Origin of the sequence: Microcoleus sp. F10-B2, from assembly GCF_036704965.1 — a bacterium.
GTDB lineage: Bacteria > Cyanobacteriota > Cyanobacteriia > Cyanobacteriales > Microcoleaceae > Microcoleus.
Genome location: NZ_JAUBTB010000034.1, coordinates 1 through 15700 on the forward strand (window position 1 = coordinate 1; position 15700 = coordinate 15700).

Genomic DNA, 15700 nt, shown 5'->3' on the forward strand with positions numbered 1-15700 from the left:
CTATGCAATCATTTGAGGTTTTGGCAATTCTGAATTTCTTTGAAATGAAATCTGCTTGAATATCTGCGGAATGTGGGATTTATTGCAAAGTCCGGGCCCCTACACCGTGTTAGCACCAACTGACGACGCCTTTGCCAAAATTCCTAGGAACACTATTGCCTCTTGGCTGGAAGACATACCAAAGCTCAAGAAAATTCTCACCTATCACATTTTGTTTGGCGAGGTACTAACTGAGAACTTGCTTGAGTTAAGTTCTGCTGAAACAGTGGAAGGTTCTGTGGTGGGAATTGAGACTTCTGAGGGCATTAAAGTTAATGATGCTAAAGTTCTCACTCCCGATATTCTTGCCGACAATGGCGTCATCCATATCATTGATGCGGTGCTCGTACCCGCAATGGTTGCAGCATAACTAAACTTGTGTTATCACGTATAAATATAGGGTCTTCAATGCGCACCTGACGGTTGTAAATATCGGGTGCGCACCTTACCTCAAGTTTAAACTAATTATCCGAACCTAAAATCAATCCCGATCGCGCCGGCAGCATCAATTCTAAATGCCGAGTTTCCCCTTCACCTTTCCAAGCAAACTCGCCTTTCCCAAACAGCAATTTCTCGTGAGGAGATTTCAAATTAGCTGCCTCAAAGCTAATATTAGCTTCTTCTGTCGCGACATTGACAGCAACAACTATTTCCTCATCCCCCAAAATTCGGGCAAAAACGTAAACCGTTCCCTCAGCAAACAGAATTTGGTACGATCCTGTACGGAGGGCAGCGTATTTGTGACGCAAAGCTATCAACTGCTTGTGATAATCTAAAACATCAAGTTCCCAGTGACCTTGTAAGGGGAAACCGCGGCGAGAATCGGGATCTAGAGCACCGGGCAAACCAACTTCATCGCCGTAGTAAATGCTGGGAGCTCCAGGAAAAGTTAACAGCAGCAAAGTAGCTAGTTCGACGCTAGCTTTATCGCCCCCAGCAATTGACAGCAACCTAGCTGTATCGTGACTGGCCAACAAGTTAAGTTGAGTTAGCTGTATCTGCCACGGGTACAGTTCCAAAACCTGTTGAATTTTTTCGCCGTACTGTTTAGCAAAAAGCGCCGGATAGGGATGGTAAGAACGGCCTTCAATTTGAGCTAAATCTACTCTGTCGCCCGCTGCAAAAGCAATAGTCGGCGCAGCAAAAAGATAATTCATTACTCCGTCAAATTGAGTACCGTCGAGCCATTCTCTCGCATCTTCCCAGACTTCGCCGACAATGTAAGCTTCGGGATTAATTGCTTTAACTCGATCGCGAAATTCCTGCCAAAATCCCGGGCTTTTAATTTCAAAAGGAACGTCCAGCCGCCAGCCGTCGATGCCGAATTTAATCCAATATTCGGCGATTTCCATGATGTATTCTCGCACTTCTGGATTGTCGTGATTGAATTCAGGAAGTGCTCGATTCCCGTCCCAACCGGCATAGTTAGCAGGAAAATTGCCGTCGTAGGCTGATAGCGGCCAGCCTTCAATTTTAAACCAATCCAGCCAAGGAGAATGGGGGCCGTTTTCGAGGATGTCGTGAAAGAAGAAAAATCCCCGGCTGGCGTGGTTGAATACGCCGTCGAGGACAATTTTGATGTTGCGATCGTGGGCGGCGTCTAAAAGATCTTTAAAAGCTGGATTGCCGCCCAACATCGGATCGACTTGATAGTAGTCGTGGGTATGGTAGCGGTGATTGCTGGCCGACTGAAATATGGGCGTGAAGTAAATTGCGTTAATGCCTAAGTCTTGCAAGTAGTCTAGCTGTTCCATCACGCCCCACAAGTCCCCGCCTTTGTAGCCTTGGAGGGTGGGACTCTCGTGCCATTCTTCCCACATGAAGTTTTGCAGCAGGCGTTTGCGGGGCTGTTTGCTTTTGGCGAAGCGATCGGGGAATATTTGGTAGAATACCGCGTGTTTAACCCAGTCCGGCGTTTGAATTTGCATACACTTTTTTTAGCTTTTAGGGCTTAGGCTACAGCAGCAGAGGTTTCTAGGGGATCTAGCTTTTGGTAGAGAATAGACATTTTATCCAATTTTGTCGATCGACAAATTGTAAAATCTTACACAAATTTGCAGTCAATCTCAGATTGGAAACTGACTCAACCTAGAAAATCATCGTCCCGACGGGCGGCGCTTCCTGACGGCTGTAGAGTTGGACAAATTCACAGCAGTCAGGAACGCTAGTAAAAAGAACGAGCTCGAACCCAAGCAGAACAAGGACGCCAGCGGGCCCAAACAGAGCATCAGCGGGCGCGGTGCGATCGACCCGCCTTGAAAAAGAACAACAGCGCGATGAGCCTGGGTGGAGAAATTGCCAGAAGGGGGAATTAACCCAAGAAACTTGTAATTAAAAGCCCAAACCCCGAACCTTATTCTTTTGTTAAACTGCCGTTATTTATTGAAGGGTATTTTAACTCACAACTCAAAACTTTTTTAAATATCCATTATCGATTGATGGGTATTTTAACTCACAGATCGAAACTCCTAACTCCAGTCCCCCACGCACTCTCACTCTCATAAACCGGGTTTTTTAACTCTTATTGAGGGTTTGAAGAAGTATTTGGATTAAACAATCCGCTTTCTGTGTAAGCGACTCAACTCAAAACTCAAAACTCAAAACTTCCTTGCTCCCCCCCCTTGTCAAGAAGCCCTCACCATCCGACACTGTACTTGGAGAGTTAATCGACCCTAGGGAGAAAGTTCCTTGAAAAAAGTTTTAGCCATCATCCTCGGTGGCGGTGTAGGCACCCGCCTTTACCCCCTAACCAAACTGCGAGCCAAACCCGCAGTTCCCCTCGCAGGCAAATATCGCCTCATCGATATTCCTGTCAGCAACTGCATCAACTCGGAAATAGTCAAAATCTACGTCCTCACTCAATTCAACTCCGCATCCCTCAACCGTCACATCGCTCGAACCTACAACTTTTCCGGCTTCACCGACGGATTTGCCGAGGTACTCGCCGCCCAGCAAACTCAGGAAAACCCCAACTGGTTTCAAGGGACAGCCGACGCAGTTCGCCAATATCTGTGGCTGCTAGAAGAGTGGGACGTTGACGAATACTTGATTCTTTCGGGCGACCACCTCTACCGCATGGACTACCAGAAGTTTGTGCAGAGACACCGCGAAACCAACGCCGATATCACCCTCTCAGTTTTGCCAATGGACGAGAAGCGGGCCTCGGATTTTGGTTTGATGAAAATCGACGACAGCGGCCGCATTGTTTCTTTCAGCGAAAAGCCCAAAGGCGATGCGCTCAAACAAATGCAGGTGGATACTACTAAACTGGGATTGACAGCGCAGCAGGCTAAGGACAGTCCTTACATTGCTTCGATGGGCATTTACGTCTTCAAAAAAGAAGTTCTGATTAAACTGCTGAAAGAATCTCCAACCCAAACTGATTTTGGTAAAGAGATTATTCCGAATTCTGCAAAAGACCACAACGTTCAAGCTTATTTGTTTGACGATTACTGGGAAGATATCGGAACTATTGAGGCTTTTTACGATGCTAACTTGGCGCTGACAAAACAGCCTCAGCCTCCTTTCAGTTTCTACGATGAAAAGGCTCCGATTTACACTCGCCCGCGTTTCTTGCCCCCGACTAAGCTTTTAGATACTCACGTGACGGAATCGATTATTGCTGAAGGCTGCATTCTCAAAAAGTGTCGGATCGACCATTCTGTGTTGGGAGTTCGATCGCGCATTGAAGCTGGATGTACGATTCAAGATACCCTAGTCATGGGTGCTGACTTTTACGAACCCGACGCCGAACGGCATTCGAGTTTGGACAACGGCGGCGTCGCCCTCGGTATCGGTGCAAATACTACAATTCGCCGCGCGATTGTGGATAAAAATGCCCGCATCGGCCACAACGTTCAAATAATTAATAAAGACCGAGTGGAAGAAGCCAACCGCGAAAGCCAAGGTTTTTATATCCGCAGCGGCATTGTCGTAGTCCTGAAAAACGCCACGATTCCTGATGGAACTATCATTTAGTTATTAGTCATTAGTCATTAGTCGTCAGTCATTAGTTTTTTAAGTTAAAATCTGTTACCTTTAAGCAAGTGACTGATGATAAATAAGTAAATTAGTGACAGATTACCAATGACCGATGACTGATGACTGATGACGAAATTATTTTTTTTTTTGATTGTTAATTCCAACCGCTGATGCGAGGTTGTCCAAATACTTGCCTTGATTCAAAGCGTCGCGCATTATTAATAAGGGACAGTCTCTGTTAGTGTCTGCCGCGATACAGATAGGTGCGATCGCCGGTGTCGGGCGAATAGCTTCTGATTCTTGTATTTGCGCTGGTAGCACGACTGACAAATGCGCTGCCCGTTTCTGAGTACAACAGAACTCTCGGAACTATCTTTCCACTCGTCGCAGCAGCCGCAAGGCCAACTTAGCAAATAATTCATAATGTTAGCACCCTCGTGGCGTTAAAACCTGATCGCTTTTTACTATCCTATCTCATATTTTTAGATAAGTGTGTGATGTAGTTAACAGACAGCGGAAAGATTATGTTATATTACTTTGACTTAAATCTATTCAGAAGTGGTAAAAATAAGACTGTATAGGCTCAGTCTGGGGTGAGGAAAAAAGATATCGAAAAGTTGGCAAATGACTGCGGACTTTAGGGTATAATACTGTCACAATTAAGGCACCAGATTCGACCGGACTTGCTGATGAGAACGTGCTAATATTGGCATCGGGTGAAAAGCTCCTATCGAGAAATTCGATCGCACATTCAGAAAAAAAAGCTCGATCGTCCGCACCAGTCAACCAGACGGGTATTCGCGCCAGCAACCGCAGCAGCTTTCCCCTCCTCGCTTCAACACGGCTGCCGCCCAAAGCTCTCGCCGCCTCCGGAAAGCCCGAAGGCGCACAACTCCTCAAAACATATCGCGGCTGTGAGTTTCACCGTCTAAAAGCTCAAAGGTAGAGCAACCGCCTACAGGCTTAGGACGTTCTTAATCGATCGAACCATTGTTTTTCTGGTTGAATGCCTTTTGCTGCGGCTGCTGCGCCTGCCTTCAGGATCGGAGAGCTTTCGGCATAAGTGCCCAATGCTATAAAATCTCAAACAACAGCAGCGGGGTGAGGAAATTGCGATCGTCGCGCAAGCAACAACCGAACTCGATCGAGTCCAAACCTTTGATAACCTATAATTTGAATGAGATGCCGCAGGCACTTTTACCCCTGGCTTCAAACTAATTCGCCATCGGGCTGCTAATTTGGGATTAATTCTTTCTAACAACTAACAACTAACAACTAACAACTAATAAAGAGGGGATTGCTTAATGGCTGCAACAGATTTTAAAGACTATTACGCTATTTTGGGACTCAACAAAACTGCCAGTTCTGACGAAATTAAAAAGACTTTTCGCAAACTAGCCCGGAAATATCACCCCGACATGAACCCCGGGAACAAAGAAGCCGAAGCTCGTTTTAAAGAAGTAAACGAAGCTTACGAAGTGCTATCAGACCCAGAAAAACGCAAGAAATACGACCAATACGGTCAATACTGGAAGCAAGCGGCTGCAACTCCCGGCGGATGGCCGGGCGGGGGCGGTACTGCGGTAGATTTTGGCGGGGTTGACTTCAGCCAGTACAGCAGTTTTGACGAATTTATCAATGCCTTGCTCGGCCGCGCAGGTAGCCCTGGTGCTAGTGTTGGCCGCAACGGCAAGTGGAATTACAGCAACTACCGCGCCGGCGGGCCCACCGGTTTTGGCGGATTTGAAGATTTCGTCGGGTACGACAACCGCACCGCAGGAAGCTCTCTCGACACCGAGGTGGTGATTTCCCTGACTTTGGGGGAAGCATTTCGCGGCACTTCCAAGCGAGTCGCTACGGGCGAAGTTTCGATTCCTGCGGGAGTGAAAACCGGCAGTAAAATTCGGGTAAAAGGCAAAGGTCAAGTTGACCCTTACACCAAGCAGCAGGGAGATTTGTACCTAAAACTAGAAGTTTTGCCTCACGCTTTCTTCCAATTTGAGGGAGAGAATTTGGTCTGCGAAGTGCCTATAACTCCAGACGAAGCGGTGTTGGGAGCTTCAATTGAAGTGCCGGCACCAGAAGGTATGATAACTGTAAAATTTCCAGCCGGGATGCGATCGGGTCAATCTTTGCGGTTGCGGGGCAAAGGATGGCCGAAACCGAAGAAAGACGAGCGGACTGATTTGTTAGTAAAAATTGCGATCGTGCCACCGAAAGAAATTAGCACTGTAGAACGCGAATGCTACGAGAAAATTAAAGCAAATCGCACTTTTAATCCCCGGAGCAATTTAAACCAAGCGCTAATTTAAACAAACTTGCAGTACCCGTACCAAACAAAATCACCAAGGAAAGTGAATCATCCCTCGGGTTGAGGCGGGTTTACAAATATCTTAGAGCTGAAGTCATCGATATTGGTGAACCCGCGCCCGAGCGGATTTAGCTCGATCGACCTATTCATAATTGAGCGTTCCACTTTCTCAAGACTCTTCGCTAGCTTTTAGCTGACTGGGTTGGCGACCTTGTTTGATGTTGATGCTAATGTTTTTAGCTCCTTTCTTTTCCAAGTCTGTGATGTAGCCGCTCGTGTTATTAGAAGCTTCATCCTTGCTGTCGTAGGGGCCAAAGTAATAGGTGTGCTTGGGCGAATCTGTGTCAACTTCCACCCACCACTCGCGACCTCTACCGCTGGCCATCGGTTGAGTCAGTATCGAAACCGCCGCCAGGAACATACCTAACATATAAAGTTCAAACATAATTCACCTCTGCAACAAGTTAAGTAGTGTTTACTCTTCTCAACTTATCCGGGCAAATAACTCGATCGGCTCGTCCTCAGTGCTGATTTGACGCAGTAATTTTTGAGATTTGCTGCTGGCTGCCATCAGCATTTCGGTGGAGAAGAGTTTTAGGCTGGGCGGCTCTAAGTCCCTGTTACACATACAAAGTCCGCAAGGCAAGGACTAGGAGAAGAGCAAAACCTAAGTGCCAAATAGTTTGCTAAACTTATCCACAGTTAACTACCGAGAGAGAGTTTATGTGGAAAGTAGCAGAGTTTGCGAAATTAGTGGGAGTCTCAGGTTCTACCCTACGTCGCTGGGAAAGCGAGAACAAACTAATCCCTGATAGGACACTAGGCAACCAGCGCATTTATTCAGAGAGTCACTTCAATATTGCCCGCAACTTAAAAACCGGGAAAAAGGCAGCCAATCGGGTCGTCATATACTGTCGAGTCTCATCCGCTGGACAAAAACAAGACTTACTTCGCCAAGTGCAGGCTATGGAACAGTTTTGCTTGGCGCAAGGTGTTGCGATTACAGATTCCATTCAGGAAATTGGGGGCGGACTTAACTTCAAGCGTCCCAAGTTCCTGCAAATCGTACAGTGGGCGATGCTTGGCGAAGTTAAATTGCTGTATGTTGCCCACAAAGATCGGCTGTGCCGATTCGGTTTTGAATTGGTCGAGCAAATCTTGCAGTGGAATGGCGGGACGGTGATCGTCGCCAACGCGGAAAGCCTGTCACCGTATGAAGAATTGACTCAAGACTTGCTTTGGATAATTCACTGTTTTTCTTCTCGACTTTACGGACTGCGGAAATACAAAGCAAAACTTAAGAATATTGTAGAGGGTGTCGATCCTTGCACAGATTCCGCTATACTTAATCAAACAAAGGACTCCAAGTAAGTTTAACTATGTTTGCTGTAAAGCGAGCGCTCAAACTAAATAATATTGAAGCGACCTTGATGGCAAAGCACGCAGGATTCCGACGTGTAGTATTTAACTTTGGGTTAAGTTTGCGGACTCAAATGTATGGGGAAGGGCTGTTTACAGACTCAAAGGTGATTAACGAAATTAAAAAAGTTCTCACTAATTACGTCAAAAAGCAGCCTGAATTCGCTTGGATGAACCAATTGTCTAGCCGAGTTTACCAAAACGCTTTGATTGACTTGAAGGATGCGTTTAGCCGATATCGTTCTGGTTCTTCAGGTCATCCAAAATTCGCCAGTCGTCGAGACGGTCAATCTTTTACGGTTGATTCATCTAACGGCAAAGTTCTGTTAAACGCTGGCAACACTGTTAAGATTCCTACTCTGGGAACTTTTCGGCTTTACGAAGCCCTAGATTGTAGTTTTATTTCTCAAACTTTCACGATTTCAAAAGAAGGGAATCGCTGGTTTGTTTCTTTCTGCGTTGATGCAGAACGCCTCCCGGTTCAGCAGTCTGAAAGTTCTGTGGGAATCGATGTCGGCATCAAGTCATTTGCTACTCTGTCAACCCAGCAATATTTTGATGCAGCGAAGCCGTTAAAGCAAGCGAAAACCAAGCTTGCTACTTTACAGCGCCAAGCATCAAAGCAGGTAAAAGGCTCTCGAAATCAGCGTAAAACTTACAATAAAATTAGCCGAGTCCATGTAAAAATAGCTCGTATTCGCCTAGACTTCCTTCACAAATTGACAACTTATTTAGCTCAAACTTTTAAGTTAATTAAGATTGAAAATTTGAAGGTCAAAGGAATGATGGCAAATCACAAGTTAGCTGGAGCAATATCTGACCTTGGGTTTTATGAATTCAAACGTCAACTCGACTATAAATGTCAAATGTATGGAGCTAACTTGGTATTGGTAGACCAGTGGTTTCCTAGTACCAAAACTTGCTCAAACTGTGGCACTAAAAAAGATATGCCACTAAGCATACGGACTTTTGACTGTCCTGTTTGTGGCATATCTTTGGATCGCGATTGGAACGCCAGCATTAACATTTTAAAGTGGGAACCCTTGGCTTGAGGGGGATAGCCTACTTATCTTGGGATAGCCGACTACCCAACAGCGTAGGAAGTAAACTCGTAATTGTATCTAAAGGTGGCTTTAGATAGGTTTAGGTAAGTTTTACAAAGCAGCGTGTTTATATTTTTGTTGAGGTTTGAGTTAACTCAAAACTCAAAGTCATTAAATCGTCAAACTTTCTGAGACTTCATCTTCACAAATTGTGAGATCCGAAGGCTGACACCGTTTGATGCGGATGCTAATCCTTTTGGCTCCCTCGCTTTCCAAGTCTTCGATGTAGCCTGGAGTATTGCTGGATGCTTCTTTGTCGGTGTCGAAGGGGCCAAAATAGTAGGTACAGTGGGGCAAATCGGTGACAATTTCTACCCACCATTTCTCAGACCGGCGGTGGCCCGGCCCCGCAAACACGGACAAGACTGCGACGTAGATACAAAATAAATAAAATCCGAGCATCTTTATTCTTGAGGGTGATTTAATTTATTATTTAAATGTATCAAAATAATTTGTCTGAGCGAATCAACCTCAGTGCTGATTTTGCGTCGATCGACTTTAGATGTGAGATTTGAGATCTTAGATTTTTCCTCCTATCTAATATCTAGTCCGATCGATTGACCGTAATATCCCGGCCGGGCGGGTTTTTGAGATTTGAGATTGTTGGCAGATATTTTTGGTGAACCCGCCCCTACCTGATTTCGGGCGAAGCGAAGCGGAGGGAATCGACCGGACTAGATATAACATCTAAAGCAAAACCCGCCGGTGCGGGTTGTTTGCTAACTGAAAAATTCTGTTTTTCCGAACTAGAGGGCTGGGCCAACCTCAGCAGGCTGAGGTTTAGCGCTTACCTTTGGGGAACTGTTCGATACCAGCCCAACCGTAGAAAACCAGCTCGTCGTTCTGAACTCGGCAGCGGTCTACTCGCAGTTGAGTGCCATCTAAGGCAAATTTGTCTAAGTCTAGCAAGTTATTTACGTGGCCAATGATAGCTTGACCCAAGTCTACTGCTTGCCCGTCACCGCCGTAAGTAACGCTGACAAATTGGATTTTGCGTCGGTCTTCTACTTGCAACTGAGCTGTAATATCTATGTTGACGGGTTCGCTGGCATCGCCTACGGTAATTTCGGACTGAAGCCGAATTGATTTGTCGGCTCCGAAGCTGACTTCTGTGTTTTGAAAGTGCAGAGATTGCTCTTGGTACTTCAGTTTCTGGAGTTTTTCAACTACAAAAGGTGTATTGAATGAGGTGGTTAAATCCGATCGACTTAAAACTACTCGCATATTTGCCTGGGTAGGCTGCCGCAATTTGACTTGACCTGCAAAAATCGCCCCAAAATCAATTGAGACTGCTTGCAGGTATAGTTCCATCACTTCTATGCGCAGGCCGTTGTACATCAACATACCTTTGCCAACGAAGTCGAAACCGTCGATGCTTCCCTGCAAGAGTTTGGCTACTGGTTCGACTCGAATGTTGGCTTCGGCCTTTTCAGAACGCTTGAATAATGCCGCGATCGCAGCTCCTGCTACTTTGCTGACAAGGCGATCGCCACTTTGACCTTGAAAGGATGTACCGCTAAACAAAGCTGCTACCATTTATTCGTTTGCTCATCTACAGTCGCCATTATAACCTCCTATTAAGAAATGTTAAAATAGCTTGTGCTTATTCACATCATAAGCACGGATTGTTTTCGGCGTGTGCATGGAAAACAACATTTTTGATTTTTTATTTGCTCAGGGGAGTGCCTTGGAGACAAGCGCGATCGAGCAACGCTCCATCCCAAACGGTGTGTTCGATCGAGGCGCAAAGCAAATTAGCCCCCGTCAGGTTAGCGCCGCGCAGTACGGCTCCATTCAGGATCGCTTCTTCCAAGTCAGCTCCCGACAAATCAGCGCCGGACAAATTGACATTGCTCAAATCGGCAGAGTGCAAAATTGCCCGAGCCAAAGCAGCGCCGCGCAAATCGGCACCCCGAAAATCGACACCGCTCAAATCCAAATTGCCAATGGAGGTCCCTGTCAAGAAAGCACCCCCAAAACTTGCCTGGCGGACTAAAGCGTTAGCGAAGGAAGCTCCCCGCAAATCGGCATTGCGAAAATCAGCGCCGCTCAAGTCAGCGCCGCTCAAGTCAGCGCCGCGGAGGTTGGCTCGCAATACGGCCCGCTGCAAGTTAGCGCCGGCGAGATTAGCTCCACTCAAGTTGGCTTGAGACAAGTCAGCATCGGCGAGATCGGCTCCCGCTAAGTCTGTACCCGCTAAATCGGTGCCGGCCAACATCAAAATTTTGCCTTTGCGTATGGCTTCGAGGTCATTAGTCATGAGTTTTTAGTCATCAGTCATGAGTTTTTAGTCATTAGTAGAGCGGTAGGGTGCGCACCGCGCACAGAGAGGCTGCGACTTCCACCAAGAGCGGTAGGGTGCGCACCGCGCACAGAGAGCTGATTTTTCTAGTGTTGGAAAGGATTTGTGCCCGAGTCCTAAATGCCCGATACTTCGGCTACCCTCTGTACAAGTTCCCAATTACCAATTACCGATCGCCCATTACCCATCCAGTTATTTTATAATGCCGGAGCGGCTGCGGTCGTGCGATCGCCCAAATCCTCCAACCATACATTCGGCAGTTGGCTCGGGCGGTTCGGTAACTCCATCAAACCCATTTCTGCCAGCCTGACGACGTTGCTGAGAGTTTCCACCAAAGCCGGATCGAAGCGAATGCCGCACTGTTGCCGGCACTCTTCCAAAGCTTCGCTCAAACTCAAAGCCGGACGATCGCCGCGCGGTTGAGTCAATTCTTGAAAATAAGCGACCAGCCCCAAAATCCGCGAAGCAACGGGTATCGATTCGCCTCGCAAACCCTCTGGCCTGCCGCTGCCGTCCCAATATTCGAGTTTGTGCTTGACAATTTCCGCAACTGGTGCTAACTCTGGCATTGCTTGCAGCAGTTGGGAACCGATGAAACTGCGATCGCGCCAAAATGATAGCGTTGCTTGGTCGAAAGCATCGGGAGTGCGATCGAACACCTCATTCGGGGCCGAAACTAAGCCGACTCGAAACAGCAATCCGGCCAGCCGCAGCCTGCGCAACTGCAAAGCTGGCAAATCCAGCAGTTGACCCAAAGTTTCCGACAAAGCCGCCACCTGCAAAGACGCTGTAGGATTTGAGGTATCCCGTTCGTCCACGCGCTGGGCCATCCGCAGAAAAGCTTGAAGTTTGTTAGCGTTCAAATTGCGGCTGATACGCAAAGCTTGACCTTCCAATTCCCACAATTCGCGGGTTTGGCGGTTAATTGCCACCATTTGCTGCTGAGAACTTTGCAGGTAAGTGACTATCCGCGATACCACGCCGCTAATGTCTGCCAAGGGCGGGCCAATGGTAGCCTGAATTTCGCGGTACATTTCCAGCAAATTGTCGGCCAGGGGAGAGTTGTAATGTCGCGTCTGTTCTATAAAAATTTCTGCTGCCGCCGACACTAAAGACTGGTCAAACGACCACAAACCGTAAAACTTTCGTTCTGTATCTACTTCTGGCTTGCCCTGAGGCAAGTATTCCTGGTCTGAAAGTTCGCGACAAAGCACCATTGCTTTGTATGTCGGGGCGAGGATGATTAAATTCCATTCTTGGATTAAAGGGTCGTTTTCATCGAGATTTATTAAAGATACGTTTTCTAATTGCCCGGTTTTGTGGGTAGCGAAACCGCTGTCGGCGACTGCACCTATGACAACGCACCGAGAGGCATTAGCAATATCTAGGTAGCGATCTGCTTCCTGTAAATACCATTTTCCCTGCTGAAACGTCACCAAAACTAGGGGTTTGAGTTCGATATCGTCCCCGCCGCTAGTTTGCAAAATGTGGTCTTCTAGGGCGTGACACAGGGCTACTAGGGTGTTTTTGAAGTATACCCCGTAGCTAGAAGGCAGTTTTCCGTCGGGAAGTGTAGCTTGTAGTCTAGCGAGAGTTGATTCTGAATTCATTGCAAAAAGCGGTGCCGGCTCTTACTTATTGTAGCGGGCGATCGAACTTCTCGAAAAGACTTTGGGCAAAAATCCGAGTTTTTGAGTTTTCACCGCTTCGCAACCGACTCAACTTAGGGTGCGCACCTTACTAATTTTAGCCATTTTCTGGAAACCCTCTGTCTTTGGCTGAGTTTTTTTAAGACGAGAAACCTGCCGACAGGAAGACGCTAACTTTATTAAGTATTAACTACTATTTCTTAAACAATATTATTAGGAATTCTGAGCGTGCTTCAACAAAATAGAAGTTTAGGGGAACAGGCGATCGACAAAGTGGCCGAGATTGCTATTGCTAGAAAATTAGACAAATCGGAAACTTTGTCTGTGACAGTTAACACCGATCCTGGCCAGCTAGCCCGGGGAGAAGTAGAGGCCGTTGCCGTTGAGGGCAAAGGATTGGTAATGCAGCAAGACTTGCGGGTGGAAGAATTGCAAATTCACGTCAGCGATATTGCTGTCAATCCCCTGACCGCTATGTTTGGCAAAATTGAACTGAACGGGCCTGCCTTCGGTGGGGCGCGCGCAGTTTTAACAGAAAGCGATGTCAACCGCGCTTTTAATTCCGAATACATCAGCAGGAAACTGAAAAACTTAAAAGTTACTGTTGACGGACAACTGCGGACAATAGATGTTAAAACTATTGAGTGCCAATTGCTAACCGGAAAAATCGCTTTAAATGCTGAGGTATTGGTGCGGGAAACTGCCTCCACGGAAAAGATTTATTTTACAGCAAAACCTCTGATCGCAGCGGGCGGTTGGGCAATTTCTCTTCAGGATGTCGAGTATCCCGAAAACAAGGAATTTTCGCCTGAGTTAACTGAAGCTTTGGCAGACAAAGCTGGTGAAGTTTTAAACTTGCGAAATTTTGAAATTGAGGGAATGTCCCTGCGAATTCAGCAGCTAAATGTGGAAGCTGGTTTGCTGACTTTGCAAGCTGAAGCGAAAGTCGAAGAATTCCCAAATTAGCAGTAGCGTTCTCAGCTTAGTAGCTGGTAGGGTAGGTCAATTGATTTGAGATTTGAGATTTGAGATTTGAGATTTACTCTCCAGATGAATCTGGAATCTTGAACCTGAGTCTAAAATTTTTATATTTCCACGGCAGGAGTCGTTCGCAAGTATCCGTTTTTGGCCGCAGTCAAAAACAGAAAAGCTTTTGTCATCAAGCAATTATTGGAACGCACCCGAAGACTGCGCTTTGAAACTACCTCCGCCCTTTTCTTCTGCGTCGGGTACGCGAGTTTCTCAACCGAACTTTATCTAGAAACCCGGTTTTTCTCCCGGGTTTCTAGATACCGGCGTGTTAGTCCTACCAAAAATAATCTCTCGAAGGCGATCGCACTTTTTAAATCCATCTAAAGTTATAAAAAAATAGATAGCCATATCCGGCAAAGTATCACCGCCGTTAGAGGCAGCTATGGGGAGTTTATTTTTACTCTTGACAAGTAGTAGAAAAACTTTGGAAAAATTTTGTGAACACTGTAACTGCTTTTTTTAAAAGACTGCGTATCGGTCAATTTTTGACTGTATTTATGGCAGGTGTGCTGCTGTTTACCAGCACCGCTTGCAATTCGGGCGATGTTCGAGGTGCTCGGCCTGAGAATCCTCCCGTTCAAGCTGGAGGAATGAATAACCCCCACAAGGCTGGCGGTGATGGATACACGAATTATCAAATGTCTACCGATCCTAAAGTCAATCAATCGCCTGCTAAAGCCGAAAAGAATCGGGCTGATTTGTCGATCGCAGGCGATCGTCTCCTGGCCTGAACTAACGCTCAATCTAATTGCTCAAAGCTGCTCGATCCGGGCTCTGCACCGATGGAAACTGAAAAGTTTGACCCCGCACTCGGGGGAGATAGAGCTCTCTTAGAAGCGCCAGACGGACGGCCGACTCAGGCTCAACCCTTATTCGATCGCAGCGAGCCCGATGCCAATATTTTAGAGAGAGGAGGCGCCGCCTTTAAGGATGCTTCTGCTTTCCTGAAAGATAGCGCTGAAGATGCCAAGGAAAGCTCGGTTACGCCACTCAATCCGCTGCAAAAATAAGCAAGCACAACTGGCGCGGAATAGCCAATTTGTAGGGGCTTTTTCTGAATAGTTCCTACACAATATTCACAAGACTTACCCAGAACTTCTATATCAGTCTTAGACCCAGCATCTGTAGGTGCACTGGGCGCACCTGACGCTATATGTACCGTCTCAAACTACTTTTTAGCCTTATTCTTGTATAGCAATCCTCGCATCATTTGCATAATTATTGTAGGGGCAATCCCACGCCCGGTTGCCCGATAGATAGGCGGTAGGCACTCTTAGCACTACCCCAACAAATTTATCTGAATCATTTAGGATTGCTATCTATGTGGGGTGCTTAGGGGCGCACTTGATTGTAGATTTTAGATTGGGATTTGAAATTTCTAGGACTTGTGCAAAAAATGGAAAAGCGAACCATTGAAATTGCCGCTCCGGCTGGCAATGACAAACTCGCAATGACCGAGTTTTCTCATTAATGCACAAGTCCTGCTTTTTTTCCTCTAAAGAAACTTTGTTTTATTTACGTTTCGAGTCAGAAACATCAGCAATCAAATCGTCTTTATCAACTTTCGGAACAAAATCAGGGCGTTCTTTGGATTCCCAACCGGGGGGGCGCTTGGAGTTGTACCAGGCGATCGAGCCGATCGTAACTGCGGCAACAAAGCCAACACCAAGAACTGCTATTGGAGCGGTCAAGCTGACACTTGATTCCGGCACTGGCTGCTGCATCAGCAGATCGATCGTTACTCGCTTGATGGGTGCAACAAGAACTGCCATGGGAGCGGTCAAGCTGATATCTATCATTAGGCTAAATCCTTATCTACTCTACTTTTACATTATCTTAAGTGCTAATGCCGTTTTGTTGATAT

At 46.6% G+C, this 15700-nt stretch carries 18 protein-coding genes; 9 read left to right on the forward strand and 9 right to left on the reverse strand.

The features are described from left to right. Positions 1-70 precede the first annotated feature (70 nt). Positions 71-409, forward strand: coding sequence for a fasciclin domain-containing protein (locus tag QUA99_RS14970; RefSeq protein WP_333238083.1), 339 nt, complete (start codon positions 71-73; stop codon positions 407-409). A 91-nt stretch (positions 410-500) separates the two neighbouring features. Here QUA99_RS14970 and QUA99_RS14975 read toward each other — a convergent pair whose 3' ends face one another. After that, positions 501-1967 carry a glycoside hydrolase family 13 protein gene (locus QUA99_RS14975; protein WP_333238081.1) on the reverse strand — a complete coding sequence of 489 codons (1467 nt, stop codon included), beginning with the start codon at positions 1965-1967 and terminating at the stop codon, positions 501-503. Positions 1968-2727: 760 nt separating this feature from the next. Between QUA99_RS14975 and QUA99_RS14980 the strand changes: the two genes are divergently transcribed. After that, on the forward strand, positions 2728-4017 hold the full coding sequence (locus QUA99_RS14980; RefSeq protein WP_333238079.1) for a glucose-1-phosphate adenylyltransferase: 1290 nt from the start codon (positions 2728-2730) through the stop codon (positions 4015-4017). A 221-nt stretch (positions 4018-4238) separates the two neighbouring features. Here QUA99_RS14980 and QUA99_RS14985 read toward each other — a convergent pair whose 3' ends face one another. Beyond that, positions 4239-4442: a hypothetical protein gene (locus tag QUA99_RS14985; protein WP_333238076.1), complete on the reverse strand. Its 204-nt coding sequence runs from the start codon at positions 4440-4442 to the stop codon at positions 4239-4241. 275 nt (positions 4443-4717) lie between these two features. Here QUA99_RS14985 and QUA99_RS14990 point away from each other — a divergent pair, with 275 nt between their 5' ends. Together QUA99_RS14990 and QUA99_RS14995 are read left to right on the forward strand one after the other, a co-directional pair. After that, complete coding sequence (locus tag QUA99_RS14990; protein ID WP_333238074.1) at positions 4718-4966, forward strand: hypothetical protein; 249 nt, start codon at positions 4718-4720, stop codon at positions 4964-4966. Positions 4967-5324: 358 nt separating this feature from the next. Continuing rightward, positions 5325-6332 (forward strand): J domain-containing protein, encoded by a 1008-nt coding sequence (locus QUA99_RS14995; RefSeq protein ID WP_333238072.1) that lies wholly within the window; start codon positions 5325-5327, stop codon positions 6330-6332. 168 nt (positions 6333-6500) lie between these two features. Here QUA99_RS14995 and QUA99_RS15000 read toward each other — a convergent pair whose 3' ends face one another. Beyond that, positions 6501-6776: a DUF1816 domain-containing protein gene (locus tag QUA99_RS15000; RefSeq protein ID WP_333238069.1), complete on the reverse strand. Its 276-nt coding sequence runs from the start codon at positions 6774-6776 to the stop codon at positions 6501-6503. Between the two features lie 39 nt (positions 6777-6815). Then, entirely contained in the window at positions 6816-6959 is a 144-nt protein-coding gene (locus QUA99_RS15005) for a hypothetical protein (RefSeq protein WP_333238067.1), read from the reverse strand. A gap of 95 nt (positions 6960-7054) precedes the next feature. Between QUA99_RS15005 and QUA99_RS15010 the strand changes: the two genes are divergently transcribed. Together QUA99_RS15010 and QUA99_RS15015 are read left to right on the forward strand one after the other, a co-directional pair. Further along, the gene (locus QUA99_RS15010) at positions 7055-7702 is read left to right on the forward strand and encodes an IS607 family transposase (protein ID WP_333238064.1); all 648 of its coding nucleotides are present in this window, start codon (positions 7055-7057) and stop codon (positions 7700-7702) included. Between the two features lie 8 nt (positions 7703-7710). After that, positions 7711-8802 carry an RNA-guided endonuclease TnpB family protein gene (locus QUA99_RS15015; RefSeq protein WP_333238061.1) on the forward strand — a complete coding sequence of 364 codons (1092 nt, stop codon included), beginning with the start codon at positions 7711-7713 and terminating at the stop codon, positions 8800-8802. 162 nt (positions 8803-8964) lie between these two features. Here the strand turns inward: QUA99_RS15015 and QUA99_RS15020 are convergent, their stop codons facing one another. From QUA99_RS15020 to QUA99_RS15035, 4 genes are all read right to left on the reverse strand, one after another. Beyond that, positions 8965-9255 (reverse strand): DUF1816 domain-containing protein, encoded by a 291-nt coding sequence (locus QUA99_RS15020; RefSeq protein ID WP_333238057.1) that lies wholly within the window; start codon positions 9253-9255, stop codon positions 8965-8967. Positions 9256-9633: 378 nt separating this feature from the next. After that, positions 9634-10389, reverse strand: a complete 756-nt coding sequence (locus QUA99_RS15025; protein WP_333238055.1) for a DUF2993 domain-containing protein — start codon at positions 10387-10389, stop codon at positions 9634-9636. 130 nt (positions 10390-10519) lie between these two features. After that, positions 10520-11113 carry a pentapeptide repeat-containing protein gene (locus QUA99_RS15030; protein WP_333238053.1) on the reverse strand — a complete coding sequence of 198 codons (594 nt, stop codon included), beginning with the start codon at positions 11111-11113 and terminating at the stop codon, positions 10520-10522. A gap of 239 nt (positions 11114-11352) precedes the next feature. Beyond that, entirely contained in the window at positions 11353-12765 is a 1413-nt protein-coding gene (locus QUA99_RS15035; protein WP_333238050.1) for an HD domain-containing phosphohydrolase, read from the reverse strand. Positions 12766-13032: 267 nt separating this feature from the next. Between QUA99_RS15035 and QUA99_RS15040 the strand changes: the two genes are divergently transcribed. The 3 genes from QUA99_RS15040 to QUA99_RS15050 all read left to right on the forward strand — a co-directional run bounded on the left by QUA99_RS15040 (position 13033) and on the right by QUA99_RS15050 (position 14846). Then, the gene (locus tag QUA99_RS15040) at positions 13033-13770 is read left to right on the forward strand and encodes a DUF2993 domain-containing protein (RefSeq protein WP_333238048.1); all 738 of its coding nucleotides are present in this window, start codon (positions 13033-13035) and stop codon (positions 13768-13770) included. 503 nt (positions 13771-14273) lie between these two features. Next, positions 14274-14567 carry a DUF6658 family protein gene (locus QUA99_RS15045; RefSeq protein ID WP_333238047.1) on the forward strand — a complete coding sequence of 98 codons (294 nt, stop codon included), beginning with the start codon at positions 14274-14276 and terminating at the stop codon, positions 14565-14567. Positions 14568-14618: 51 nt separating this feature from the next. Then, on the forward strand, positions 14619-14846 hold the full coding sequence (locus tag QUA99_RS15050) for a hypothetical protein (RefSeq protein WP_333238044.1): 228 nt from the start codon (positions 14619-14621) through the stop codon (positions 14844-14846). Positions 14847-15347: 501 nt separating this feature from the next. Here QUA99_RS15050 and psb35 read toward each other — a convergent pair. Then, a complete protein-coding gene (gene psb35 / locus QUA99_RS15055) occupies positions 15348-15560 on the reverse strand; it encodes a photosystem II assembly protein Psb35 (RefSeq protein ID WP_333238084.1) in 213 nt (70 codons plus the stop codon). Positions 15561-15700 lie beyond the last annotated feature (140 nt).

Coding starts and splice junctions, on each gene's coding strand:
- QUA99_RS14970 (WP_333238083.1), top strand. CDS start 71: ATGTGGGATTTATTGCAAAGTCCGGGCCCCTACACCGTGTTAGCACCA.
- QUA99_RS14975 (WP_333238081.1), bottom strand. CDS start 1,967: ATGCAAATTCAAACGCCGGACTGGGTTAAACACGCGGTATTCTACCAA.
- QUA99_RS14985 (WP_333238076.1), bottom strand. CDS start 4,442: ATGAATTATTTGCTAAGTTGGCCTTGCGGCTGCTGCGACGAGTGGAAA.
- QUA99_RS14995 (WP_333238072.1), top strand. CDS start 5,325: ATGGCTGCAACAGATTTTAAAGACTATTACGCTATTTTGGGACTCAAC.
- QUA99_RS15000 (WP_333238069.1), bottom strand. CDS start 6,776: ATGTTTGAACTTTATATGTTAGGTATGTTCCTGGCGGCGGTTTCGATA.
- QUA99_RS15005 (WP_333238067.1), bottom strand. CDS start 6,959: ATGTGTAACAGGGACTTAGAGCCGCCCAGCCTAAAACTCTTCTCCACC.
- QUA99_RS15010 (WP_333238064.1), top strand. CDS start 7,055: ATGTGGAAAGTAGCAGAGTTTGCGAAATTAGTGGGAGTCTCAGGTTCT.
- QUA99_RS15015 (WP_333238061.1), top strand. CDS start 7,711: ATGTTTGCTGTAAAGCGAGCGCTCAAACTAAATAATATTGAAGCGACC.
- QUA99_RS15020 (WP_333238057.1), bottom strand. CDS start 9,255: ATGCTCGGATTTTATTTATTTTGTATCTACGTCGCAGTCTTGTCCGTG.
- QUA99_RS15025 (WP_333238055.1), bottom strand. CDS start 10,389: ATGGTAGCAGCTTTGTTTAGCGGTACATCCTTTCAAGGTCAAAGTGGC.
- QUA99_RS15030 (WP_333238053.1), bottom strand. CDS start 11,113: ATGACTAATGACCTCGAAGCCATACGCAAAGGCAAAATTTTGATGTTG.
- QUA99_RS15035 (WP_333238050.1), bottom strand. CDS start 12,765: ATGAATTCAGAATCAACTCTCGCTAGACTACAAGCTACACTTCCCGAC.
- QUA99_RS15050 (WP_333238044.1), top strand. CDS start 14,619: ATGGAAACTGAAAAGTTTGACCCCGCACTCGGGGGAGATAGAGCTCTC.
- psb35 (WP_333238084.1), bottom strand. CDS start 15,560: ATGCAGCAGCCAGTGCCGGAATCAAGTGTCAGCTTGACCGCTCCAATA.